At 71.9% G+C, this 24,608-nt stretch carries 17 protein-coding genes; 6 read left to right on the top strand and 11 right to left on the bottom strand.

Features of this window, described 5'->3' with window-relative positions:
• Window positions 1-235 precede the first annotated feature (235 nt).
• Complete coding sequence (locus ACZ7RU_RS08295) at window positions 236-1,570, top strand: DUF1254 domain-containing protein (RefSeq protein WP_470340069.1); 1,335 nt, start codon at window positions 236-238, stop codon at window positions 1,568-1,570.
• A 689-nt stretch (window positions 1,571-2,259) separates the two neighbouring features.
• Here the strand turns inward: ACZ7RU_RS08295 and ACZ7RU_RS08290 are convergent.
• Window positions 2,260-4,092 (bottom strand): BACON domain-containing protein, encoded by a 1,833-nt coding sequence (locus ACZ7RU_RS08290; protein ID WP_470340068.1) that lies wholly within the window; start codon window positions 4,090-4,092, stop codon window positions 2,260-2,262.
• Between the two features lie 309 nt (window positions 4,093-4,401).
• Between ACZ7RU_RS08290 and radA the strand changes: the two genes are divergently transcribed.
• On the top strand, window positions 4,402-5,925 hold the full coding sequence (gene radA, locus ACZ7RU_RS08285) for a DNA repair protein RadA (protein ID WP_470340067.1): 1,524 nt from the start codon (window positions 4,402-4,404) through the stop codon (window positions 5,923-5,925).
• A gap of 200 nt (window positions 5,926-6,125) precedes the next feature.
• Window positions 6,126-7,184 (top strand): DNA integrity scanning diadenylate cyclase DisA, encoded by a 1,059-nt coding sequence (disA, locus tag ACZ7RU_RS08280; RefSeq protein WP_387753192.1) that lies wholly within the window; start codon window positions 6,126-6,128, stop codon window positions 7,182-7,184.
• A 198-nt stretch (window positions 7,185-7,382) separates the two neighbouring features.
• Here the strand turns inward: disA and ACZ7RU_RS08275 are convergent, their stop codons facing one another.
• A complete protein-coding gene (locus ACZ7RU_RS08275) occupies window positions 7,383-8,243 on the bottom strand; it encodes a hypothetical protein (RefSeq protein WP_470340066.1) in 861 nt (286 codons plus the stop codon).
• A gap of 192 nt (window positions 8,244-8,435) precedes the next feature.
• Here ACZ7RU_RS08275 and ACZ7RU_RS08270 point away from each other — a divergent pair, with 192 nt between their 5' ends.
• Window positions 8,436-9,404: an HhH-GPD family protein gene (locus ACZ7RU_RS08270; protein ID WP_470340065.1), complete on the top strand. Its 969-nt coding sequence runs from the start codon at window positions 8,436-8,438 to the stop codon at window positions 9,402-9,404.
• Between the two features lie 96 nt (window positions 9,405-9,500).
• Here the strand turns inward: ACZ7RU_RS08270 and ACZ7RU_RS08265 are convergent, their stop codons facing one another.
• Window positions 9,501-11,096 carry an MDR family MFS transporter gene (locus tag ACZ7RU_RS08265; protein WP_470340064.1) on the bottom strand — a complete coding sequence of 532 codons (1,596 nt, stop codon included), beginning with the start codon at window positions 11,094-11,096 and terminating at the stop codon, window positions 9,501-9,503.
• A gap of 219 nt (window positions 11,097-11,315) precedes the next feature.
• Here ACZ7RU_RS08265 and ACZ7RU_RS08260 point away from each other — a divergent pair, with 219 nt between their 5' ends.
• Window positions 11,316-11,963 carry a TetR/AcrR family transcriptional regulator gene (locus ACZ7RU_RS08260; protein WP_470340063.1) on the top strand — a complete coding sequence of 216 codons (648 nt, stop codon included), beginning with the start codon at window positions 11,316-11,318 and terminating at the stop codon, window positions 11,961-11,963.
• Window positions 11,964-12,020: 57 nt separating this feature from the next.
• Here the strand turns inward: ACZ7RU_RS08260 and ACZ7RU_RS08255 are convergent, their stop codons facing one another.
• The gene (locus ACZ7RU_RS08255; protein ID WP_470340062.1) at window positions 12,021-12,959 is read right to left on the bottom strand and encodes a M23 family metallopeptidase; all 939 of its coding nucleotides are present in this window, start codon (window positions 12,957-12,959) and stop codon (window positions 12,021-12,023) included.
• A gap of 356 nt (window positions 12,960-13,315) precedes the next feature.
• Between ACZ7RU_RS08255 and ACZ7RU_RS08250 the strand changes: the two genes are divergently transcribed.
• Complete coding sequence (locus ACZ7RU_RS08250; protein WP_470340061.1) at window positions 13,316-14,506, top strand: threonine aldolase family protein; 1,191 nt, start codon at window positions 13,316-13,318, stop codon at window positions 14,504-14,506.
• Between the two features lie 97 nt (window positions 14,507-14,603).
• Here the strand turns inward: ACZ7RU_RS08250 and ACZ7RU_RS08245 are convergent, their stop codons facing one another.
• The 7 genes from ACZ7RU_RS08245 to ACZ7RU_RS08215 form a co-directional block, all read right to left on the bottom strand.
• Window positions 14,604-16,949 carry an immune inhibitor A domain-containing protein gene (locus tag ACZ7RU_RS08245; RefSeq protein ID WP_470340060.1) on the bottom strand — a complete coding sequence of 782 codons (2,346 nt, stop codon included), beginning with the start codon at window positions 16,947-16,949 and terminating at the stop codon, window positions 14,604-14,606.
• A 343-nt stretch (window positions 16,950-17,292) separates the two neighbouring features.
• Entirely contained in the window at window positions 17,293-19,812 is a 2,520-nt protein-coding gene (locus ACZ7RU_RS08240; protein ID WP_380447677.1) for an ATP-dependent Clp protease ATP-binding subunit, read from the bottom strand.
• Between the two features lie 637 nt (window positions 19,813-20,449).
• The gene (locus ACZ7RU_RS08235) at window positions 20,450-20,803 is read right to left on the bottom strand and encodes a histone-like nucleoid-structuring protein Lsr2 (RefSeq protein WP_387752884.1); all 354 of its coding nucleotides are present in this window, start codon (window positions 20,801-20,803) and stop codon (window positions 20,450-20,452) included.
• 91 nt (window positions 20,804-20,894) lie between these two features.
• The gene (locus ACZ7RU_RS08230; protein WP_470340059.1) at window positions 20,895-21,431 is read right to left on the bottom strand and encodes an amino-acid N-acetyltransferase; all 537 of its coding nucleotides are present in this window, start codon (window positions 21,429-21,431) and stop codon (window positions 20,895-20,897) included.
• Between the two features lie 10 nt (window positions 21,432-21,441).
• A complete protein-coding gene (locus ACZ7RU_RS08225; RefSeq protein ID WP_470340058.1) occupies window positions 21,442-21,879 on the bottom strand; it encodes a BlaI/MecI/CopY family transcriptional regulator in 438 nt (145 codons plus the stop codon).
• Window positions 21,880-22,122: 243 nt separating this feature from the next.
• Complete coding sequence (lysX, locus tag ACZ7RU_RS08220) at window positions 22,123-23,679, bottom strand: bifunctional lysylphosphatidylglycerol synthetase/lysine--tRNA ligase LysX (RefSeq protein ID WP_470340057.1); 1,557 nt, start codon at window positions 23,677-23,679, stop codon at window positions 22,123-22,125.
• A 94-nt stretch (window positions 23,680-23,773) separates the two neighbouring features.
• Entirely contained in the window at window positions 23,774-24,511 is a 738-nt protein-coding gene (locus ACZ7RU_RS08215) for a hypothetical protein (protein ID WP_470340056.1), read from the bottom strand.
• Between the last annotated feature and the right edge of the window lie 97 nt (window positions 24,512-24,608).

Genomic DNA, 24,608 nt, shown 5'->3' with positions numbered 1-24,608 from the left:
TACGCCCGGATTCGCGGTCAGCAGACAGCGGCCCACCGGATGCCGCGCGGCATCCGATCCGACGTGCCGCCCCACCCGGCCCCGCTTAGCATCCGATGTGTACCGCGCTCGGCGACCGCACCCCGGCCGGTGCACGACCCGGACGGCGGACCCACCCGCCGCAGCCGGCCCGAACGGCCGCGGGACGCCGAGCGGTTCCGCCGACCGGCCGCCCGCCCCGGACGAAGGACCCGCGATGAACCAGCCCGAGCTGGAGGCCCTGGCCGCCGACGCGTACGTCTACGGCTACCCGCTGGTCGCCGGCCTCACCATGGTCGAGCGCTTCGCCCGGGGCGGCCTGGGCACCCTGCCGGCGGCGCCGTTCAACCAGATCAGCCACGCCGCCCGGCTGGCCGGCCCGGCCGACGACTTCGTCTCGGTCAACAACGACACCGTCTACTCGATCGCCCAGCTCGACCTCTCCGAGGGCCCGCAGGTGCTGAGCGTCCCGGACACCGCGGGCGCCTACTACGTGCTGCAGTTCATCGACGCCTGGACGGAGAACGTCGCCTACCTCGGCCGCCGGGCCACCGGCACCGGTGCGCAGACCTGGCTGATCGTCCCGCCCGGCTGGCATGGCACCCCGCCGGACCCCAGCCGGGTGATCGAGCTGCCGACCACCGTCGGCACCCTCGTCGGCCGCTTCGCCTGCACCGGCCCGGACGACCTGCCCCGGGTCCGGGCCCTCCAGGCCGCCCTGGAACTGGAGCCGCTGGAACCCGGCGGCCTGGTCGCCGGACTGCCCGAGCCGGACGGGGACGTCCCCGAGCGGCTGGCCTTCTTCGAGCGGCTGCGGGTCTGGATGCAGGCCTTCCCGCCCGCCACCACGGACATCGAGTACCAGCGCCGCTTCGCCCCGCTCGGCCTGCTGGACGACGGCGCCTCGCCGTACCGCGCGGCCGCCCCCGAGTGGACGCTCGCGCTGGCCAAGGGCCTGGCCGCCGGCCGGGAACGGGTCGAGGACGCCACCCGCCCGCCCGAGGACCACCCGCCCGGCGAGTGGCGCAGCGCGCTGCACCTCTTCGACTACAACACCGACCACCTGGGCCCCGGCACCCTGGACGACCCCGAGTGGCGCATCCCCGACCGCCGCGCCGCCTATCTCAGCCGGGCCGCCGCCGCCCGGGCGGGCCTCTGGGGCAACCACGCCTACGAGGCCTCGTACGCGATGACCTACGACGACTCCGACGGGCGGCCCCTGACCGGTGCCCACAGCTACACCCTGCGCTTCGACCAGCCGCCCCCGGCCGGGGCGTTCTGGTCCGTCACGATGTACTCCGTCCCGGACTACTACCTGGTGGAGAACCCGATCGACCGCTACTCGATCGGCGACCGCACCCCCGGCCTGGTCCACGGCGAGGACGGCTCCCTCACCCTGACCCTCCAGCACGACCAGCCCGAGGACCCGGTCGCCGCCGCCAACTGGCTCCCCACCCCGCCCGGTGAGTTCCGCCCCATCCTCCGCATCTACCAGCCCGAGCCCGCTGTCCTGGACGGCACCTACCAGGTCCCGCCGATCCACCGGCTCTGACGCGACGCCCGCACCAGAAGTCGGCCAGGCCGACTTTCTGTGCATCCGCCGTTCGGGTTGCAACGAAATATGCAGACCGGTCTACATGTTCTGGTCGCGCATCAGCGGTCGGCCTGGCCGACTTTCTGCGCGTCCACTGCGCCCCGGCTGCCGGGAGGAATATGCAGACCGGTCTACATGTGGGTCGGGCGCCAGCACGAGAAGTCGGCATGGCCGACTTTCTGTGCTGGGCACGGGAAGAAGAGGAGCGTCCCCGCCTTTCCTGTGCGAGAAGTCGGCCCAGTCGACTTCTGGTGCATTCCCCGCTCGGGCTGGCGGAAAGTATGCAGACCGGTCTACATATTCCTGTCCCTGCACGAGAAGTCGGCGTGGTCGACTTTCTGCGCCGGGCGGCGGCAAGAAGAGGGCGCACTTCTTGCCCTGTGTGTGGGAAGCCGGTCGAGTCGGCTTCCTCCCTTTCCTGTGCATTCCCTGCTCGGGTGCGACGAAATATGCAGACCGGTCTACATGTGAGCCGGCGCGCGTGAGAAGTCGACCAGGCCGACTTCTCGCGCGGGCTTCGGCGAGGCTCGGAGGAAGGAATATGACGGTCGGTCTACATATTTTGCTCCCGGCCCGCCCAGCCCCGCACCAGAAGTCGACCCGGCCGACTTCTGGTTCAGCCCTCGGCCAGCGGGCTGCGCCCGCTGTTACCGCCCCGACGGCGAGGCTGTCGCCGTGCCTGACGGGTGTGGCGAGGCGTCCGACGGGGGCGCCGTAGTGGCCGTGCCCGAGGGGGGCGGGGAGCCCGCCGGGGAGCCGGACGGTGATGGGGTCGACGTGGGTGAGCCGGAGGCGGTGGGGGCCGTGGTGGGTGAGGCGGTGGCGGAGCCGGTCGGCACCGGTGTGGCGGACGGCGTCGAGGACGGAGTCGAGGAGGGCGACGGATCGGCCGGGGAAGTGGCCGATCCGCCGCGGTTGTGCGGCCCGCCCTCCAGGGTGACCACCGCCTGCGAGGGCGGCAGCGCGATTCGGGCGGTCCAGGGCGTCGTCGGTGCCCGGTCCTCGTCCACGGTGACGATCACGGTGATCCGCTGGCCGGGCGCCAGGGTGCCGGAGTCGCGGCTGAGCCGGAGCCAGTCGGCCTCCGTCACCGCGCGCCAACGGATCTCCGTGGTGCCGGAGTTGGTGAGGGTGAGGACGGTCCGGTTGCCGTACTCGCCGGCCTCGACGGTGAGCAGCCCGGCCGGGGCCGGACCGCCCGTGCCCGTCGCGGAGGCCCGGTCGACGGTCGGGGCCGGTGCGGCGACCAGGCCGGGGCCGTCGAGCGGGGAGGCGCCGTGGGCCGGTACGGGGACCACCGCGCCCTGGAAGAGGAGCCGCGGAGACCCGGGAAGCAACGTTTCTGCACCGCCCGCACCGGCCCCGCCCCCGACCATCCCGGCCCCGGCCCCAGCCCAGGCCCCGGCCCCGGCCAGCTCCGTCCCCGGCATGCCGGACGCACCCAGTCCCGCCGGACCGTCCACCGCGGGCCGCGGCCGCTGCCCGGTCGGCCGCCCGGCCTCGTCCACCCGCACCGCCGACACCGCGGCCGTCGACCCGGACCCGCCACCACCTCGGTGCCCGGCCCAGAGCGCGACCACCGGCGCCGCCAGGACGGCCGCGAGCACCCCCGTGGTCACCACCCGCCTGCGCACCGCCAGCCCGCGCCCCGCGTCCGGCGCCCGGTGCCGGGGGAAGCCACTCTGGTCGAACCGTGGCCCCGGCTCCGCCCCCCGGGCCGCCGCCACGCCGGTGACCGCACCGGTGACCGCACCGGTGACCACCCCGGTGACCGCACCGGTGATCGTGCCAGCCCCGGGAAGGTCCGCCGGAGCCCGCAGCAGTGCCAGGCCCGACAGCCCCGCCGTACCCTCCACCGCCTCGCTCGCGGCCACCCGCTCCGCCGTTCCCCGGCAGGTCGGGCAGTCCACCACGTGCTGCACCAGCTCCCGCCGCAGCGCCGGGCCGAGCACCCAGTCCCGCCAGGACTCCGTCCCGGCCCCGCCGAGCCGGTCCAGTTCCGGGCAGCTGCCCACCCCGAGCACCAGCAGCGCCGCCCTGGTCCTGGCCACCTCGGCCTCGGCCCCGGCCAGCAGCTCGCGGGTCCGCTCGAACGGCAGGCCCAGCACCGCCGCGACCTCCAACGGGGTCAGCCGGTGCCGGACGGACAGCTCCAGCGCCTCGCGCTGCTCCGGATCGGTGCCGGCCGCCTCCGGCCAGGCGAGCGAGGACAGCTCCCGCCGTCGCCGGGCCGCCTCGGCCTCGTCCGGTTCGGTTCCGGGCGCCCGCCCGGCCCCGGTGCCGGTCACGTCCGGGGCGCCACCCGCGAGCCGGCGCAGGCAGCAGTACCGGGCCAGCGAGAACAGCCAGGCGCGCAGCAGCCCGGGCTCGGCCAGCCGGGCACCGTGCCGCCGCGCCAGCTCGCGGACCTCGCGCAGCGCGTCGGCGGCCGCGTCGTGCTCGCAGAGCACCGAGAGGCAGTAGGTGAACAGGCCGTCCACCTGACGGTCGTACGCCGCGAGCGCGGCGGCCCCCCGGCTCCCGGCAAGCCCGGCCGACCCCGCCGACCCGGCCGCCGGAGCCTGGGCGCCCGACCGGCCCCACCGGCCCGATTCACCCGGCCCGCCCGACCAGGTCGGACCAACAGTTCTCGTCGTCACCCGTCCGACGGTAGAGAACGCGGACGGCTGATCCCGGCCATTCACCGCGTATGTACTTCTTTCGGGTAACAACATCGCCCATCTGTGTGGACGCGCGGCGAGCCGCCGGGCGGGCCGTCGCTGTCGGACCCAGGCGCTACGGTGGGCCGCATGCCTCCGCGTTCCAAGACCACCACCAAGCCCCGCCCGGCGTACCGCTGCACCGAGTGCGGCAACCAGCTGCCCAAGTGGGTCGGCCGCTGCCCGGAGTGCAACGCCTGGGGCACGGTCGAGGAGTACGGCGCGGTGCCGATCCGGACGACGGCCGCCGGCCCGGTCAGCGCGCCGGCCCGGCCGATCGGCCAGGTGGACGGCCAGGTCGCGACGGCCCGTTCGACGGGCGTGCCGGAGCTGGACCGGGTGCTCGGCGGCGGCCTGGTGCCCGGCGCGGTGGTGCTGCTGGCCGGCGAGCCCGGCGTCGGCAAGTCCACCCTGCTGCTGGACGTCGCCGCCAAGGCGGCCACCGCGCAGCACCGCACGCTCTACGTCACCGGCGAGGAGTCGGCGAGCCAGGTCCGGCTGCGCGCCGACCGGATCAACGCCCTCTCCGAGCACCTCTACCTCGCCGCCGAGTCCGACCTCGGCGCGGTGCTCGGCCACATCGAGGCGGTCAACCCCGGCCTGCTGATCCTGGACTCGGTGCAGACCATCGCCTCCGCCGAGCTGGACGGAGCCCCCGGCGGCCCGGCCCAGGTCCGCGAGGTGGCGGGCGCGCTGATCCGGGCGTCCAAGGACCGCGGCATGGCCACCCTGCTGGTCGGCCACGTCACCAAGGACGGCCAGATCGCCGGCCCGCGCCTGCTGGAACACCTGGTGGACGTGGTGCTGAGCTTCGAGGGTGACCGGCACGCCCGGCTGCGGCTCATCCGCGGGGTCAAGAACCGCTACGGCGCGACCGACGAGGTGGGCTGCTTCGAGCTGCACGACGAGGGAATCGTCGGCCTGGCCGACCCGTCCGGCCTCTTCCTGACCAGGCGTGACAAGCCCGTCCCCGGCACCTGCCTCACCGTCACCCTGGAGGGCAAGCGCCCGCTGGTGGCCGAGGTGCAGGCGCTGATGGTGGATTCGCAGATCCCCTCCCCGCGGCGCACCACCTCGGGCCTGGAGTCCCCCCGGATCGCGATGATCCTGGCCGTGGTCGAGCGGCACGGCGGGGTGAAGCTCGGCAAGCAGGACATCTACACCGCGACGGTCGGCGGCGTGAAGCTGACCGAGCCCTCCGCGGACCTCGCGGTGGCGCTCGCGGTGGCCAGCTCCTCCACCGACACCCCGCTGCCCAGCAACCTGGTGGCGATCGGCGAGGTCGGCCTGGCGGGCGAGGTGCGGCGGGTGACGGGTGTGCAGCGGCGGCTCGCCGAGGCGCACCGGCTGGGCTTCACCCACGCCCTGGTCCCGCCGGACCCGGGCAAGGTGCCGCCGGGCATGAAGGTGGTCGAGGTGGCCGACATCGGCGAGGCGCTGCGGGCCATCCCGGGCCGCCGCCGCTCCGCCGCCAAGCCGCGTACCGAGGCCCGCGGTGAGGCCCCGTCGGCGCCGCCGGCCCCGCGCTCCGCCCGGGCCGCGGCCGGCCCGGCGGCGTACCCCGAGGAGCTCATGGAGGGCTGGGAGCCGCTCGACTCCGACGAACTGCGCTGACCCAAGCCCTGCCGAAGCCACACACAGTTAGACTTCCCCCAGTCTCATTGGCCAGAAGGCAGTACCGAGCGGTACTGAGCGACAGAGCAACAGACCGCGGACCGGCGCACGGCGCGAGGCGCGCGGCACGGGTCGACCGGAGGAGTCACGTGGCAGCCAGCGACCGGGGGGCGGACAAGGCCTCCCGCGAGGAGGCCCTGCTGCGGGCCTCCCTCACCGCCATCGCGCCCGGTACCGCGCTTCGTGACGGCCTGGAGCGGGTCCTGCGGGCCAACACCGGCGGTCTGATCGTGCTGGGCTTCGACAAGGCCGTCGAGTCCCTGTGCACCGGCGGCTTCGTGCTGGACGTCGAGTTCAGCGCCACCCGGCTGCGCGAGCTGTGCAAGCTCGACGGCGCGGTGGTGCTCGACAAGGACATCACCAAGATCGTCCGGGCCGGCGTGCACCTGATGCCGGACTCGACCATTCCCACCGACGAGACCGGCACCCGCCACCGCACCGCCGAGCGGGTCAACCGGCAGACCGGCTACCCGGTGGTCGCGGTCTCGCACTCGATGCGGCTGATCGCGATGTACGTCAACGGCACCCGCCGGGTGCTGGAGGACTCCACCACCGTCCTCTCCCGCGCCAACCAGGCGCTGGCCACGCTGGAGCGCTACAAGCTGCGCCTGGACGAGGTGGCCGGCACGCTCTCCGCGCTGGAGATCGAGGACCTGGTGACGGTCCGGGACGTCACCGCCGTGGCCCAGCGGCTGGAGATGGTCCGGCTGATCGCCACCGAGATCGCCGGCTACGTGCTGGAGCTCGGCATCGACGGCCGGCTGCTCTCGCTCCAGCTGGACGAGCTGATCGCGGGCGTGGAGCCGGAGCGCGAGCTGGTCGCCCGGGACTACTTCCCGGAGCGGGCCGCCAAGAAGGGCCGGACGGTCACCGAGGTGCTGGCCGACCTCGAGGCACTCACCCACGCCGAGCTGCTGGACCTCCAGACCGTCGCCAAGGCGCTCGGCTACTCGGGCACCCCGGAGTCGCTGGACTCCGCCGTCTCACCGCGCGGCTACCGCCTGCTGGCGAAGATCCCGCGCCTGCCCAACACCGTCATAGAGCGTCTGGTCGAGCACTTCGGCGGCCTCCAGAAGCTGCTCGCCGCGAGCATCGACGACCTGCAGACCGTCGAGGGCGTCGGCGAGACCCGCGCGCGCTCGGTCCGCGAGGGCCTGTCCCGTCTTGCCGAATCGTCCATCCTGGAGCGCTACGTCTGACCGGACGCGCTCCCGTACGGACGCCCGAACCCGGCGACGGCCCCTGGAGAAACGCTTCTCCGGGGGCCGTCGCACGTCCACGCCAGGCTCGTTCCCCAAGTCACGACGAAGCCCCCCGGAGACGACGGAGCCCCCGGCCGCGCGGCGGAGCCCCCGGCCGCGCGGCGGACGGGGGCTCTGCGGGAAGTTGACCGGTTCTCAGCTGTCCAGCCGGATCGAGGCCCGCGCCGAGACCTTGTCCCCGGAGAGCCCGGTGAGCTCCGCGAGCACCACGTAGGTGCCGCTCGGCGGCGGCGTCTGGTCGGCCGTCGCGCACTGCGGCTTGCTGCGGCTGCGGTCCCAGGTGAAGGTCTCGGTCTGGCTGCCGCTCGCGCCGAGCTGCACCCAGATGCTGCCCTTGTCGGCCGGGCAGTCGCCGGAGGACCAGACCCGGTCGTTGTTGCTCCCGCTCACCGTGATCACGGAGGCGGTGCGGCCCAGGTCCACCCGGCAGTTGGTGCCGGAGGAGTTCTTGACCGTCAGGGCCAGCCGCGGCTTGTCCTTGGGCTGGTACGAGTTCTGGGTGCCGGCCAGCTCCAGCGCCACCTGCGAGGAGGCGCAGACCGGCAGCGCCATGATCTCGGGGGTGTTCACCGCCGGGGCGCCGCCGCCGGGGCCGCCGGAGCCTCCCGTGCCGCCGGAGCCGCCCGTGCCGCCGCCGGTGGCCGGCGCGGCGCCGCCCCCGGGAGCCGGGTTGGCACCGGCGCCGGTGCCGCCGCTGAGGTTCACCTCGGTGCCGCCGCCGCCCGCGACCGGGCCGCCCCCGGTGCCGCCGCCCGGGCGCGCCGCGGGGCCGCTCGGGGAGGCGCCGGGCGTGATGGCCTGGGCCGGGGACTGGTTCTGGGACGGAACGGCCTGTGCGGCCCTGCCCTGTGAGCCGCCGTCACCGCCCCCGCCCTGATCGATCATCAGCCAGGCGATCAGCGCGACGACCGCCGCGACGGCGACGAGCACGACGACGCGCCGACGCCAGTAGATCGAGGCCGGCAGTGGTCCGACGGGTTGACGCAGAGAAGGCACGACCAAACTCTACGAGACTGTGTGTGGCGATTGACTCACCAACACCGCACAGTCACCCCTTCCTTCACATGATCCGCCATTTGATCCGTTCGAGCGAGCTCCAATCGGACGATTTCCGGGAGCTCCCGGGAGGATCCGGAGCGGCCTGATCCACTTCGGCCCGGTCGGCGGGCGTGGGAGGATCGAAGGGCCATGACTGCCATCACCGTTCCCGCCCCCGCCACCGCCACTGCCCCCGCCACCGCCACTGCCCCCGCCACCGCCACCGACGCCGTCCGGCCGCCGCTTCCCCTGCCGCTGTTCCACTCGACCGTCCTGGACTGGTACGAGGCGAGCAAGCGCGACCTGCCCTGGCGGGCCCCCGACGCGACGCCCTGGGCCGTCATGGTGAGCGAGTTCATGCTCCAGCAGACCCCGGTCAAGCGCGTGCTGCCCGCCTGGGAGGCCTGGCTCACCCGCTGGCCGACCCCGGCCGACCTCGCCGCCGAGGCGCCCGGCGAGGCGGTCCGGATGTGGGGCCGGCTGGGCTACCCGCGCCGGGCGCTGCGCCTGCACGCGGCCGCGGTGGCGATCACCGAGGACCACGAGGGCGAGGTCCCGGACGACCACGCCACCCTGCTCTCGCTGCCCGGGGTGGGGGAGTACACCGCCGCCGCCGTCGCGTCCTTCGCCTTCCGCCAGCGGCACGTGGTGCTGGACACCAACGTCCGCCGGGTCTTCGCCCGCGCGGTGACCGGGGTCGAGTACCCGGCCCAGGCCACCACCGCCGCCGAGCGCCGCACCGCCACCGCGCTGCTGCCGGACGACGCCGAGACGGCCGCCACCTGGGCGGTCGGCGTGATGGAGCTGGGCGCGCTGGTCTGCACCGCGCGCGGTCCGGAGTGCGGGGACTGCCCGCTGTTCACGACCTGCGCCTGGCAGCGGGCCGGCCGCCCGCCGTACGAGGGCCCGGCCCGGCGCGGCCAGTCCTACGAGGGGACGGACCGCCAGGTGCGCGGCAAGCTGCTCGCGGTGCTGCGCGAGTCGCACGGGACGGTGCCGCAGGCCCGGCTGGACGCGGTCTGGCCGGACGCGGTGCAGCGGGCCCGGGCGCTGGACGGCCTGGTGGCGGACGGCCTGGTCGAGCCGGTCGAGCAGGGCGTCTACCGGCTGCCCCAGTAGCCGCCTCCCGCAACCGCCTTCCGCAGCCGCTCCCCACGGACGGAAGACGCCCCCGGGAGGACGAACCTCCCGGGGGCGCCGTACGGGGCGGAGCCGTCAGACGGCCGCCGCCTCCAGGGAGGACTCGGCCGGCTTCTCGTCCTTGCCGGCCCCGCGCAGCGGCACCTCGCGCAGGAAGAACGCGGCGGCGATCGCGATCACGGCCACCCCGGCGCCCCACAGGAAGACGGTGTGCATGCCGTTGGACACCGCGTGGTGGTAGGCGTCCTGGACGTTCGCGGGCAGCTTGCGCAGGTCGGCCATGCTCAGCTGGCTCGGGTCCTGCACGCCGCCGCCCGCGGTGGCCTGCTCGCCGAGCTTCTCCGTCATGGTGTCGGTCACCCGGCTGTTGAACAGGGCGCCGAACAGCGCGACGCCGAAGGAGCCGCCGATGGTGCGGAACAGGGTGGCGGTGGAGCTGGCCACGCCCATGTCCTTGAGCTCGACGCTGTTCTGCGCGACCAGCATGGTGATCTGCATCAGGAAGCCCATGCCGGCGCCGAGCACGACCATCCAGCAGGCCGAGGTGAAGCTGCTGGTCTCGGTGCCCATGGTGGAGAGCAGGAGCAGGCCGCCGGTCATCACGAGGGTGCCGATGATCGGGTAGATCCGGTACTTGCCGGTCTTGGTGACGGCCTGGCCGACCACCAGCGAGATCACCAGCATGCCGAACATCATCGGCATCAGCAGCAGGCCGGAGTTGGTCGCCGAGGCGCCCTGGACCGTCTGCTGGTAGAGCGGCAGGAAGACGGTCGAGCCGAACATCACGAAGCCGACGATGAAGCCGATGATCGAGACCAGGGTGAAGTTCAGGTTCTTGAACAGGCCCAGCGGCAGCATCGGCTCCTGCGCCCGCTGTTCCACGTAGCAGAAGGCGATCAGCGAGGCGGCGGCGAGCGCGGCCAGGCCGAGGACCTCCTTGGAGCCCCAGGCGTACTCCTGGCCGCCCCAGGTGGTGATCAGCACGAGCGAGGTGATGCCGACGGTCAGCAGGACCGCGCCCGGGTAGTCGATCCTGGCGGTGCTGCGGACCTTCGGCAGCTTCAGGGTGACGACGACCACGGCCAGCGCGACCACGCCGAGCGGCAGGTTGATGTAGAAGGTCCAGTGCCAGCTGAGGTGGTCGGTGATGAAGCCGCCGGCCAGCGGGCCGCCGATGGTGGCGAGGGCCATCACCGCGGCGAACATGCCCTGGTACTTGCCGCGGTCGCGCGGCGGGACCAGCGCACCCATGATCGACATGACGCCGACCATCAGACCGCCGGCGCCCAGGCCCTGGACGGCGCGGAAGCCGATCAGCTCGTTCATGTTCTGCGACAGGCCGGACAGCGCCGAGCCCACCAGGAAGACCACGATCGAGGTGAGGAAGGTGCCCTTGCGGCCGTAGAGGTCGCCGAGCTTGCCCCAGATCGGGGTGGAGGCGGCGGTGGCCAGGGTGTAGGCGGTGACCACCCAGGACAGGTGCTCGGCGCCACCGAGGTCGTGGACGATGGTCGGCATCGCGGTGCCGACGATCAGGTTGTCGAGCATGGCCAGCAGCATGGTGACGACCAGGCCGACCATCACGAGGCGGATCTCGCGCGGTGACCGCGGTTGCTCCTCCTCGGCCGTCCTGTCCTCCGGCACCGGGCCGGCGGTCTTGGGCTGTGACATGAGGTGGGTCTCCCGGAGGTGGTGCGGACGGACGTCGCGCCGTGCGGCGGCTCACTTACTTGTCGCCCGGCTAGTTTATCGACCGACGGCACGGTAGGTTGTTCCCTAGCCGGTCGTCAAGCCAGTTTTCCGAGCGGCCGTCTGGGCAGGGAGAATGAGCCCGGGGCGGACACCACCCCGGGGTCCGCAGTAGTCACCGACGCAGTCATGAGGCAGGCCATGGGCACTCCGCACAGCCCCCGCAGCGACACCCGGGCTCGCATCATCGAGGTGTCACTGGAGCTCTTCGCGGAGCAGGGCTACGAGCAGACCTCGCTGCGCGAGATCGCCGACCGCCTGGGCGTCACGAAGGCCGCGCTCTACTACCACTTCAAGACCAAGGACGACATCGTCCTCGGCATCGTCGAGCGGATGGCCGCACCGATCGACGAGACCATCGCGTGGGGCCGCAAGCAGGCCTGGAACCCGGCGATGCGCGACGAGCTGATCCGCCGCTTCGCGGACGGCATGGCCGAGCGGGCCCCGCTGCTGCGCTTCTTCCACGAGAACCAGCCCGCGCTGCGCGAGTCCCCGGCCGGGCTGGCCTTCAAGGACCGCATGATCACCATGGTGCAGCTGGTGCACGGGCCGACGGCTGACTTCCACGACCGGCTGCGGGCCGCGATGGCGCTGTTCACCGTCCACTCGTCGCTGTTCCTGCTCAAGCAGGACACCGCGGACTGCGGCGAGGCCCGGAACGTGTGGGGCGAGCAGTTGCCCACCGCCGACCTGGACGAGGCGATCGGGGCGGCCCGGGACATCGCGCTGGAGATCGGCGCCGGGATCCGCCACCCCGCCCCCGGCCACCCCGCCCCCAGCGCGGGCTGAGGGCGCCCGGCGCCGGTCACCTGCTGCCCCGGAGGACGCCGGGGGCGCCGGGGCGGCTCAGAAGTCCGTGACGCCGTGCCCCGCGAGGTACGCGATCGGGTTGACCACCGCGCCGTAGCGGTTGCTGGTGCGGATCTCGAAGTGCAGGTGCGGGCCGGTCGAGTTGCCGGTGCTCCCGGAGAACCCGATCCGCTCGCCCGCCGGCACCCACTGGCCCGCCGAGACGGTGACCGAGGACATGTGGGCGTACTGCGCGAAGTGCCCGTCCGCCAGCCGCAGCACGACCTCCTTGCCGTACGCGCCGTCCCAGCCGGCCGAGACCACGGTCGCGTCGCCGACCGCCAGCAGCGGCGTGCCCGGGGAGACCGCGAAGTCCACCCCGGTGTGGTACCCGGCCGCGTAGCTGCGGTTGGGCTTCCCGTACGGGTTGCTGGTCGGCGCGTTCGGCACCGGTGCCGACCACCCGGGAGCCGGGGCCGGCTCGGGCTCGGGGGCGGGTGCGGGGGCGGGTGCGGGCTCGGGGGCCGGCTCGGCGGCGGGCTCCGGAGCCGGGGCCGGCGGTTCGAGCGGCAGCAGGTTGGCCGCCACCGCCACGAACTCCTGCGCCGATTCGCCGTCGTCGGGCAGCTTGTACGGGCTGGGCCCGGCCACCTGGACCAGCCCCGCGCTCGGCACCTCCGCCCTGGGCACGGTGAAGGCCGAGCTGCCCGGCGTGGTGGGCAGCACGGTCTGCGCCGAGGCGGTGCCCGGGGCGGCTACCAGCAGCACCCCGGCGAGCAGCACGGCGGCCGCTCCGGCCGAGACCAGCGCGTGGTCGTGCTCGGCCCGCTGCCGGCTGCCCGGCAGCGTGGCGTGCCGGGGCGACGCGAGCGAGCGCAGCGGTGCGGCCTGGGTGCGGACGGCGTGGCGGATCCGGGGCTGCCAGGCGGCGGCCTGGGCGGCCGTGCGGGCGGCGAGCCGGCGCAGGGCCGGCCCCACGGGCGGGACGGTGGACATCGCTTGCCGTACCTCACGGTCGTACGAGGGCAGCACGAGGGGCCTGTCGGGGCGCGTGCTGAGCGGGGGACCACTCAGGTGTAACGGTCACCGAGCGGAGTCCCAAACGGTGTGACGTACTACGGCGTGTAGTCAGCGTGGCGCCGGAGATTCAAACCGACGGAGTAATGATCATGAGATCCGATCGTCGGTGCCCGCTCCGCGGCGCGCCCCGGTTCCCCGGCTCCCGCTACTACCTCCGGTCGTACCGTGCCGAAGGCCTGTGACCAGCACCACGCACGGCCGGCGTTTGCGGGCTCGGACCGCTTTCGGTCCGCACCGCTGACCGGTCCGGCCGGCTGGGGGACCATCGAGCCATGTATGGCAACAGGAGTGAAGACCCCGGCGCCGGTGGCCGCCCGAGCCTGCCGGACCGCCGCTTCGCCGCCCTGCGCGGCTGCGAGCGGCTGCTGTCCGGCGTCCGGCCGCAGAGCATCCGCGAACGCCTCGCCGACCTGGCCGGCCCGCCGCCGGACGCCGCCCCCGGCCCGTACGGCGGCCCCGACCTGGACGGCCGCCCGGACCAGTACGGCGACGGCGTGGTGCGCGCCCTGGAGCACCGGGTCGCCGAGCTGCTCGGCACCGAGGACGCGGCCTTCTTCCCGACCGGCACGATGGCCCAGCAGATCGCCCTGCGGATCCATGCCGAGGCGGCCGGGACGCCCACCGTGGTCACCCACCCGCTGGCCCACACCGACCGGCACGAGCGGCACGCCCTCGGCGTCCTGTCCGGCCTGCGCAGCCTCTGGCCCACCTCCGCGCCGCGCCAGCCCACCGCCGAGGAGCTGCGCGCCCTGGACGAGCCGTACGCCGCGCTGAGCCTGGAGCTGCCGCTGCGCGACGCCGGGTTCGTGCTGCCCGGGTGGGCGGAGCTGGTGGAGCTGGCCAAGGTGGTGCGGGAGGAGCACGGTGCGGCGCTGCACCTGGACGGCGCCCGGCTCTGGGAGTCCGCGGCCGCCCTCGGCCGGCCGCTGCCGGAGGTCGCCGCCCTGGCCGACTCCGTCTACGTCTCCTTCTACAAGACGCTCGGCGGGATCAGCGGCGCCGCGCTGGCCGGCCCGGGCGGCCTCGTCCGCACCGCCCGGGCCTGGCGGCACCGCTACGGCGGCCAGCTCTACCAGCAGTGGCCGTCCGCGCTGGCCGCGCTGACCGGGCTGGAGCGCGAACTGCCGCGGCTGGCCGGGTACGTGGCGCACGCCCGGACCGTCGCCGGGGCGCTGGAGCAGGCGTTCGCCGCCGTCCCCGGCGCCCGGGTGCACCCGGCCCCGCCGCACACCCACCAGTTCCAGCTCTGGCTGCCGTACTCGGCCGGGGAGTTGGAGGAGGCCGGGCTCGGGCTGGCCGAGGACACCGGGACCGGCCTGTTCGGCGCCTGGCGCGAGGACGGGCCGCCGGGGCTCTCGATGACCGAGGTCACGGTCGCCGCGCCGGCGCTCGACTGGACCGGCGCCGACGTCGCGGCGGCGGCGGCCGCCTTCCTGGACCGGCTGCCGGCCGTCCGGTCCTGACAAGGCGTCCGGCCCGCCCCCGCGCGCTGCGGGGACGGGCCGGACGTGGAGTTGTCAGAGCTGCCTGGTCACAGGCCGATCGCTACCGGAGCGGCGATCAGTTGTCGACCGGGCGGACCCGGATCCAGGTCTCCAGGTAGTTCGAGGACTCGTTCTCGACCTCGATGCTGGTGCCGGTCTTCGGCACGTTGACACCGCTGTACGGGTTGTCCTTGTTCCACCACGACTTCAGGTCGCTGAACTCGTCAACGCCCTTCGACTTCGGGATGACGGTCTCGACGCCCTTGTTGTGCAGCGTCACGCCGGAGGTGCGGCGGGAGCCGAAGGTGGAGTCGTAGCCCTGGACGCGCGGACGCATCAGCTCGCCGTTGGTCCACTTCAGCGGGGCCGGGTGCGAGTCGACCGGCAGGATCAGGCCCTGGCCCGGGTGGGCGCTGACGTTGTTGTCGGTCTGCGACTCGTCCCAGTACCAGATCAGCAGACCGGGCTGGTACGAGTAGTGCTCGACCCAGTCCGGACGGTCGGCGAAGCCGAAGTTGTACGGGCCGGTCTTCAGGGTCTGGTCGAAGGACACGTACTGCCGGTTCTCCGCGATGTAGTACTGCGCGTAGTCCTTGGTGTACGAGCCGCCGAAGCGGGAGAACCCGTCGGTCGCCCAGCCGTTGTCACCGTTCTCGACGTCGTCGCTGAACACGGCGGCGCCGTCGGCGACGACCGCGATGTTGTCCAGCGTCAGGCCGCGGAAGTGCAGGCCGCCGTCGGTGGTCTGGTGGTAGCGGAACTTGATCTGCTTGCCCGCGTAGGCGTCCAGGTTGAAGGACAGGTCGCCCCAGGCCGCCACCTGGCCGCTGAGGGCCGGACGGTCGTTCTCGCGCGGCAGCGCGGTGCCGTTCCAGGTGCCGTCGATGACGGTCCAGGTCTTGCCGCCGTCGGTGGAGACCTCACCGAACGCGTAGTCGAAGTCCTGCTCCAGCTCGTACCAGGCCTTGGCGTTGATGCTGGCCTTGGTCTTGCCGGTCAGGTCGATGTCGCGGGCGAGCGTGACGTTCAGGTTGTCGGCGCTGCCGCTCCACCACTCACCGGCGCCGGCGAACGGCTTGTTGATCTCGGTGGTGATGCTCTTCTTCGGCAGGTCGACGATCAGCGCCTGCGGGAGCTTGCTGTTGTACTCCGCCGGGCCGATGTGGTGGGTCGACTCGGTACCGGCCTTGGCGTGGTCGGCGTTCAGCCAGCCGAGCTTGAACTTGCTCCAGGCGTCGAAGTCGTTCGGCATGTCGCCGATGCTGTTCTTGCCCTCGCCGAGCCAGGAACCGGAGGACATGATCGACCAGAAGCCGACCGAGTTGTCGATGCCCTTGCCGGCGGTGTCGTAGAGGTCCGGCAGACCGAGGTCGTGGCCGAACTCGTGGGCGAAGACGCCGAGGCCGCCGTTCTCCGGCTGCATCGTGTAGTCGCCGACCCAGATGCCGCTGCCGCCGACCTGGACGCCGCCGAGCTTGTTGCCGTCGGGGCCGGCCGTGCCCTGCAGGTTGCCGTAGACGTACGAGCGGTGCGCCCACAGGGCCTTCTTGCCCTGCTTGCCGCCACCGGCCGACTTGTCCTCGCCGGCGTGCACGATCTGGAAGTGGTCCAGGTACCCGTCGGGCTGGTTGAAGTTCCCGTCGTGGTGCGAACCGTAGCGGTCCCACTGGTCGTACTGGGCCAGGGTCGCCTTGATCTGCGCCTCGGTCTGACCCTTGGCCAGCTGGTCCTTGTACCAGATGTCCACGGCGTCGCGGATCAGGTCCTGCGCGCTGGCGCAGACGTTGGAGCCGCAGTAGTCGGAGCCGTAACGGGCCTCGTTCCACGGCACCCGGACCCAGTCCGTGACCACGCCGTCGACCGAGTAGCGGCCCGAGGACTGCTTCTCGTAGTAGGTCTTCAGCGAGGGCTGGTCCTTGGAGAAGTACAGGTCCTGGTAGTGCTGCCGGTTGTAGTCGGCCTGCCACAGGGTCGAGTTGTTGGTGGCCGGGTCCGGCTTCTCGATCTCGTTGTGCTTCGGGCCGGGCTCACCGCCGTACTTGACCTTGCCGTCCGGCGTCGTGGTGGTGTTGTCCACCTGGTCACCGAAGTCGACCAGGATGGTGAAGATCTTGTCCGTGCGCTCGCGGGCGAGCTCGACGTACTTGTCCTTGCCGAGCTTCACACTGGTGCTGCCGTTGTGCTGCTCGACCTCCGCGGTGCCGTTGAGCAGCTTCTCGGTGGCGGCCTTCTGCTCCGCCTCCACCTTCGCGGTCAGCGGGCCCGGGATGTTGTGCTCGGTGTTCTGGACGGCTTCGGCCGGGTCCTTCGGGACCGGGGCCGAGCCGGCGGCGACGGCGGTGCCCGGGAACAGGCCCGCGCCGAGCGTGACTATGACCGCTGCGGCTGTGGCGACCGCAGCGGTTCTCCTGGTGCTCTTCAACGTTGTGACGTCCTCCCCGACCGGGGCCAGCTCATGGCCAAAGCCCGGCAAACCAAAATGAAAGACAGGTGGACGTCATTTGATACAAGCGTGCACAGAAAAGATAGACCTTGACCATGACATGGTCACGGCGCTATGCTCCGCGACCCCCCATCACCTGACCACATGTCAACCGTATGTTCGTTAAAGCTTGCTGAGAAACCGAGCGCACCCGTACCAGCCAGCAGGGGAGCCAGCCATTCCGGTCCGTGCCCTCGCCGGCCGCGGCGGGGCGGAACGCACCGAGCCCCCGACGTGAACGCCGGGGGCTCGGTGGCTGTGAAGTTGTCTGTTAAAAGTTGGGTTACTTCGTCAGGTCGGGACCGGACGAGGCGACCGCGGCCGGGGTGTCCGCGACGGCCGACTTCTCCTCGCCGCGGAAGGTGAACTTGGCTTCCTTGCCCTCGCCCTCGACGTCGACGACGACGATGTGGCCGGCCCGCAGCTCACCGAAGAGGATCTTCTCGGAGAGGTGGTCCTCGATCTCGCGCTGGATGGTGCGGCGCAGCGGACGGGCACCCAGGATCGGGTCGTAGCCGCGCTTGGCCAGCAGCTTCTTGGCCTCGACGCTGAGCTCCAGGCCCATGTCCTTGTCCTTGAGCCGCTCGTCCACCTTGGCGATCATGAGGTCGACGATCTGGATGATGTCGTCCTCGGACAGCTGGTGGAACACCACGATGTCGTCGACACGGTTCAGGAACTCGGGGCGGAAGTGCTGCTTGAGCTCCTCGCCGACCTTCGCCTTCATCCGCTCGTACCCGGTCTGGGTGTCACCCGTGGCCGCGAAGCCGAGGTTGAAGCCCTTCGAGATGTCCCGGGTGCCGAGGTTGGTCGTCATGATGATGACGGTGTTCTTGAAGTCGACCACGCGGCCCTGGGAGTCGGTCAGGCGACCGTCCTCCAGGATCTGCAGCAGCGAGTTGAAGATGTCCGGGTGGGCCTTCTCGACCTCGTCGAAGAGGACGACCGAGAACGGCTTGCGGCGGACCTTCTCGGTCAGCTGGCCGCCCTCCTCGTAGCCCACGTAGCCGGGCGGGGAGCCGAACAGCCGCGAGACGGTGTGCTTCTCGGAGAACTCGGACATGTCGAGCGCGATCAGCGCGTCCTCGTCGCCGAACAGGAACTCCGCCAGCGTCTTGGACAGCTCGGTCTTACCGACACCGGACGGGCCGGCGAAGATGAACGAACCGCCGGGGCGCTTCGGGTCCTTGAGGCCCGCACGGGTGCGCCGGATGGCCTGGGAGAGCGCCTTGATGGCGTCCTTCTGGCCGATGACGCGCTTGTGCAGCTCGTCCTCCATGCGCAGCAGGCGGGAGGTCTCCTCCTCGGTGAGCTTGAAGACCGGGATGCCGGTGGCGGTGGCCAGGACCTCGGCGATGAGCTCCTCGTTGACCTCCGCGACGACGTCCATGTCGCCGGCCTTCCACTCCTTCTCGCGCTTGGCCTTGGCCTGCAGGAGCTGCTTCTCGTCGTCGCGCAGGGACGCGGCCTTCTCGAAGTCCTGCGCGTCGATCGCGCTCTCCTTCTCGCGGCGCACGTCGGCGATCTTCTCGTCGAACTCGCGCAGGTCCGGCGGCGCGGTCATCCGGCGGATGCGCATCCGGGAGCCGGCCTCGTCGATCAGGTCGATCGCCTTGTCCGGCAGGAAGCGGTCCGAGATGTACCGGTCGGCCAGGGTGGCGGCGGCGACCAGGGCGGAGTCCGTGATGGAGACCCGGTGGTGGGCCTCGTAGCGGTCGCGCAGCCCCTTGAGGATCTCGATGGTGTGCGGCAGCGACGGCTCGGCGACCTGGATCGGCTGGAAGCGGCGCTCCAGCGCGGCGTCCTTCTCCAGGTGCTTGCGGTACTCGTCCAGGGTGGTGGCACCGATGGTCTGCAGCTCGCCACGGGCCAGCATCGGCTTGAGGATGCTGGCGGCGTCGATGGCGCCCTCGGCGGCGCCCGCGCCGACCAGGGTGTGCAGCTCGTCGATGAACAGGATGATGTCGCCGCGGGTGCGGATCTCCTTGAGCACCTTCTTCAGGCGCTCCTCGAAGTCACCGCGGTAGCGCGAGCCGGCCACCAGGGCGCCCAGGTCCAGCGTGTAGAGCTGCTTGTCCTTGAGCGTCTCCGGGACCTCGCCCTTGACGATCGCCTGGGCCAGGCCCTCGACCACGGCGGTCTTGCCGACACCGGGCTCACCGATCAGCACCGGGTTGTTCTTGGTGCGGCGGGACAGCACCTGCATGACCCGCTCGATCTCCTTCTCGCGCCCGATGACCGGGTCGAGCTTGGCCTCGCGGGCGGCCTGGGTGAGGTTGCGGCCGAACTGGTCCAGGACCAGCGAGGTCGACGGGGTGCCCTCGGCGGGCCCGCCGGCCGTGGCCGACTCCTTGCCGCCGCCGGTCTGGTAGCCGGAGAGCAGCTGGATGACCTGCTGGCGCACCCGGTTGAGGTCGGCGCCCAGCTTCACCAGGACCTGGGCGGCGACGCCCTCGCCCTCGCGGATCAGGCCGAGCAGGATGTGCTCGGTGCCGATGTAGTTGTGGCCGAGCTGCAGGGCCTCGCGGAGCGACAGCTCCAGGACCTTCTTCGCCCGGGGGGTGAAGGGAATGTGACCGGACGGGGCCTGCTGGCCCTGGCCGATGATCTCCTCGACCTGCTGGCGAACGGCCTCAAGAGAAATCCCGAGGCTCTCCAGGGCCTTGGCGGCGACGCCCTCGCCCTCGTGGATCAGACCCAGGAGGATGTGCTCGGTGCCGATGTAGTTGTGGTTGAGCATCCGGGCTTCTTCCTGAGCCAGGACGACAACCCGCCGCGCGCGGTCGGTGAACCTCTCGAACATCGTTTATCGCTCCTCAGAGCGGTCGGGCAGTACGGGGTCCGTCCCCGCCCTGTCCTTCCGCATGCTAGTCCCGCTCAGCGGCGCGGCCCACGGATTCACTCCCCGGTAGAGGAGCGAGATGCTGCGCGACCAGCCGACACCAATCCCAACCTGATGCTGGGAAACGGTGTTCCCACAGGTGGGCCGGATGCACCGGATTCCGCTACGCCATCGGCGAACACGTGCCGCCGGGGCGCGGGCCGGAACACTCCGGCCGGTCGCACATACTGCCCCTGGACGGGCCGAAGAACCCGTCCACCTGCATTCATACCCGGTATCGGGGCGGTTCTCGCGCAGTTTCCGCGGTGGCGGTGTTCGCCTGGCGAGAAGTCGGGCCGTGGCGACGGCGGTTCAACGGCGGCCGGGGCCCGGGTACGTGTCCCGGTGGTGTCCGCGTTACCGCTTCGCCCTTACAGCGTTGCACAGCCCGCGATTGTTCCGCCGCCCGAGCCGGTGCCCGAGCCGGTGCCTGATCCGGTGCCCGGGCACGCGCCGCGGGGCGCGGAGGAGACTCCTCCGCGCCCCGTGCGTGTACTGGCGGCGCCGCCTCCGGCCGCCGGGGCCCCGCGCCCGCACCGGCGGGCCGACGGCGCCGGGATCAGGACGCGTTGGCCTTCTCGTAGGCCTCGCGGACGTTGCTCGGAACGCGGCCGCGGTCGTTGACCTCCAGGCCCTGCTCCTTGGCCCACGCGCGGATCTTGGCCGTGTCGGGCGCACCGCCGCCGGCCGGACGCGCCGCACCGCCGCGGCCCGGACGACGGGTGCCGGCGAGCCGGCCGCTCTGCTTGCGGCCCTTCTCCACGTACGGCGCCAGCAGACCGCGGAGCTTGTCCGCGTTGGCGCTCTTCAGGTCGATCTCGTAGGCAACGCCGTCGAGGGCGAACGTCACCGTCTCGTCCGCCGAACCGCCGTCGAGATCGTCTTCAAGAATGACCTGCACCCTCTGTGCCACGGGCTTCCCTTTCCGCTAAACGACCCATTGCCTGAGGAAAGGAAAGCGCCTTTCTCCGGAAAACACAAACCCTTGACCCGGGTGGAGCGTCTCAGAGGTGCAGCAGCATGCGCGAGTTGCCCAGTGTGTTGGGCTTCACCCGCTCCAGGTCGAGGAACTCGGCGACGCCTTCGTCGTACGAGCGGAGGAGTTCTTCATAGACATCCGTAGCGATCGCCGCCGGATCTGTCGTACCATCATCGGTTTCCTGGAGCTCCCCGATCTCGACGAAACCGTGTTTCGCGAAGAACGCGACCTCGAACGTCAAGCAGAAAATCCGACGGACGCCCAGCCAGCGTGCCGTCTGCACCAGCTTCTCCAGCAGCAGGTGCCCGATCCCGAAGCCGCGGACGACCGGATCCACCGCGAGCGTGCGGACCTCGGCGAGGTCCTCCCACATCACGTGCAGTGCGCCGCAGGCCACGACCGCGCCGTTGTCGTCGCGTTCCGCGACCCAGAACTCCTGGACGGATTCGAACAGTGTGACTGTGGGCTTGTCCAGCAGAATGCCGTCGCGCGCGTAGGCGTCGATGAGCCCGCGCACTGCCCGCACGTCCGTGGTCCGCGCCCGGCGGATGGTGACCTCCATGGTCGGGACGTTATCGCGCCGCTCCCGGTTCCGTCCCACCGGTATCCGGTCCGTCACCCGGGGAATCCGCGCCGGGCGGATCGGACGGGAACAGTGCGGCCACCCGCAACGCGTCCCGGAGCGCTTCGCGTTGCTCGGGGGACATCAGGCCGAAGAAGTGCACCAGGGCCGCCGCCGGATTGTCACTGGTGGCCCAGGCGTCGTTCATCAGGGCCGCCGTGTACGCCTCGCGCGAGGAGACCGGTTCATATCGATAGGCCCGGCCCACCCGCTCGCGGCGCAGCCAGCCCTTTCTGTGGAGCTTGTCCAGGACGGTCATCACCGTGGTGTACGCGATTTCGCGTTCCGACCGCAGATCCAGGAGAACCTCGCGAACCGTGACCGGTCGGTTCCACTGCCACACCCGGGTCATGATGGCGTTCTCAAGTTCGCCGAGTTGCCGGACCATAGTGCGGCCAGGATAGGGAGTGAATGGGGCAAATCTTGTGAAGTGCGCCAAACCGGCGCGCCGCCACCCCCGGGAATCGGGAATGGCGGCGCGCCGGTCGTCCGGGACGGCTGACGGCGTCAGTCGACGTCTTCCTTGGCCCGCTGGGCCCCGCCCTGGCTGCGGACGATGGCCCGCACCAGGAATCCGAAGCCGATCGCCATGACCAGCGGCGGCACGATCGCGCTGACGTAGTCCATCAGGTCACTCCTCCTCGGTCTTCTCCGCCGTCGTGGCGGAAGCCTTCGGCTCCGGCTTCACCAGCGGGAAGAGCACCGTCTCCCGGATGTTCTTGCCGGTCAGCAGCATGATCAGGCGGTCCACGCCGAGGCCGAGGCCACCGGTCGGGGGCATCGCGTACTCCAGGGCGCGCAGGAAGTCCTCGTCCACCTGCATCGCCTCGACGTCGCCGCCGGCCGCCAGCAGCGACTGGGCGGTGAGGCGGGCGCGCTGCTCGACCGGGTCGACCAGCTCGGAGTAGGCGGTGCCGATCTCGGTCCCGAAGATCACCAGGTCCCACTTCTCGGCCACGCCGGGCTGCGAGCGGTGCTGGCGGGTCAGCGGGGAGACCTCGGTCGGGTAGTCCTTGATGAAGGTCGGCCGGACGGCGTTCTCCTCCAGCAGGCGCTCGACCATCTCCAGCACGATCTGGCCGTGGCCCCACTCCTTCTCGAACGGGATGCCGTGCTCGGTGGCCAGCTTGCGCAGCTCCTCGACGCCCGTCTCCGGGGTGACCTCGACGCCCAGGCGGGCCGAGATGCCCGGGTAGACCGAGACCTTCTCCCACGGCTCGGCCAGGTCGATCTCGTGCTCGACGCCGTGCGCGTCCACGCCCTTGATCACGGTGGTGCCCAGCGCGTCCCGGGCCGCGTTGACGATCGTCTCGCGGATCAGCTCGGCCTGGGTGTCGTAGTCGCCGTACGCCTCGTACGACTCCAGCGAGGTGAACTCCGGGTTGTGGGTGGAGTCCGCGCCCTCGTTGCGGAAGTTGCGGTTGATCTCGAAGACCTTCTCGGCGCCGCCGACCACCAGCCGCTTGAGGTACAGCTCGGGGGCGATGCGCATGTAGAGGTCGATGTCGTACGCGTTGATGTGCGTCTTGAACGGACGCGCGTTGGCGCCGCCGTGCACCGGCTGGAGCATCGGGGTCTCGACCTCGATGTAGCCGCGGTCCTCGTAGGTGCGGCGGATCGAGCGGACGACCTTGCTGCGCAGGTGCAGGATCTCGCGGGCCTCGGGGTTGACGATCAGGTCCACGTAGCGCTGGCGGACCCGGGCCTCCGGGTCGGTCAGGCCCTTGTGCTTGTCCGGCAGCGGGCGCAGGCACTTGGCGGTGAGCTCCCAGCGGTCCACCATCACGGACAGCTCGCCGCGCTTGGAGGTGATCACCTCGCCCTCGACGCCGACCTGGTCGCCGAGGTCGATGTCGGCCTTCCAGGCCGCCAGCCGCTCGGCGCCCAGCTTGTCCAGGGAGAACATCACCTGGAGGTCGCCGGTGCCGTCGCGCAGGGTGGCGAAGCAGAGCTTGCCGCCGGTGCGGGAGAGGATCACGCGGCCGGTGACGCCGGCCCGCTCGCCGGTCGCGGTGTCCGGCTCCAGGTCGGGGTGCTTGGCGCGGAGGTCCGCGATGGTGGTGGTGCGGGGGAATCCGACCGGGTACGGGTCGACGCCGGCCGCCCGGAGCCGGTCCAGCTTCTCGCGCCGGACGCGCATCTGCTCGGGAAGGTCGTCGGGCGCGGGAAAAAGGCTCTGATCGCTCACCCCACAAGGGTAGCCAGCCACACACCGTGCTCCGCGCCGGGATTCCCGCGGGGGGACCGCGACGGCGGTCCCCCTTCGGGGCGTGTCGTCCGGCTCAGCCGGTGCCGGTGGCCAGTTCGACGTCCTCGATGTCCTCGGGGGACTGGTCGGCGGGCGGGGTGGGACGGGTGGGGGGCTTGGGGCGGCGGCCGAAGAGCTCGGCGGGGGTGGGCATCCGGTGTGGGGTCTTCCCGGCGGCGGGCTGCTCCGGGCGGGACTCGGTGGTGCTCATGGTGGTCCGTCCTCCTACAGGGATGGGGTGACTGTGCGGCGGTGCGGCGGGGCTCGGTACGGCCACCAGGTGGCGGGGGCCGGTGTGGAGGGCGAGCCGCTCGCGGACGGCGGCCTCGGCCAGTGCGTGGCAGCGCCCGGCCAGCCGGGAGCGGCGGGCCCGCTCGCCCTGACCGCAGGGCTGGCGGGACAGCCCGCGCAGCGCGGTGAGGTCCTCCGGCCCGGGCAGGTACCCGTCGGACACCGCCTCCTCCAGCCGCTCCAGGTAGCCGGGGGCGCTGCCGGGCAGGGCGGAGCGGTAGCGTCCGAGGTCGGCGAGCAGGAAGGCACGCAGCCGGCCGCCCTCCCGGACCGCCTCGTCGATCGCCTCGGTCAGGCGCAGGGCGTCCTGGACGTCCTCCGCCCAGAGCTCGGCGCCCGGCCCGGAGAAGGCCGGGCGGTCGGGTGTCTGGAGGTGGGCGGGGACGGCGGGGTGCAGGGCTTGGGCGAGGGCTCGGCGCAGCACGCGGACTTCGTCGGCGCTGAAGGCCATGCCGCCGCGCGATCCGTGTGGCGTAGGCATGGGTTGACACTACGTGAGGAATATCCGATTTGTCGGTAACGTCGCGCCGAACGACCCACGTTCGGCGCGGTGAAGAATCCTTTCGCCGCCACCTGTA

The organism is Kitasatospora sp. NPDC114501 (assembly GCF_055633695.1).
Note: the sequence above shows the minus strand (reverse complement) of the source record. Positions and strands in the feature narration are given on the sequence as shown.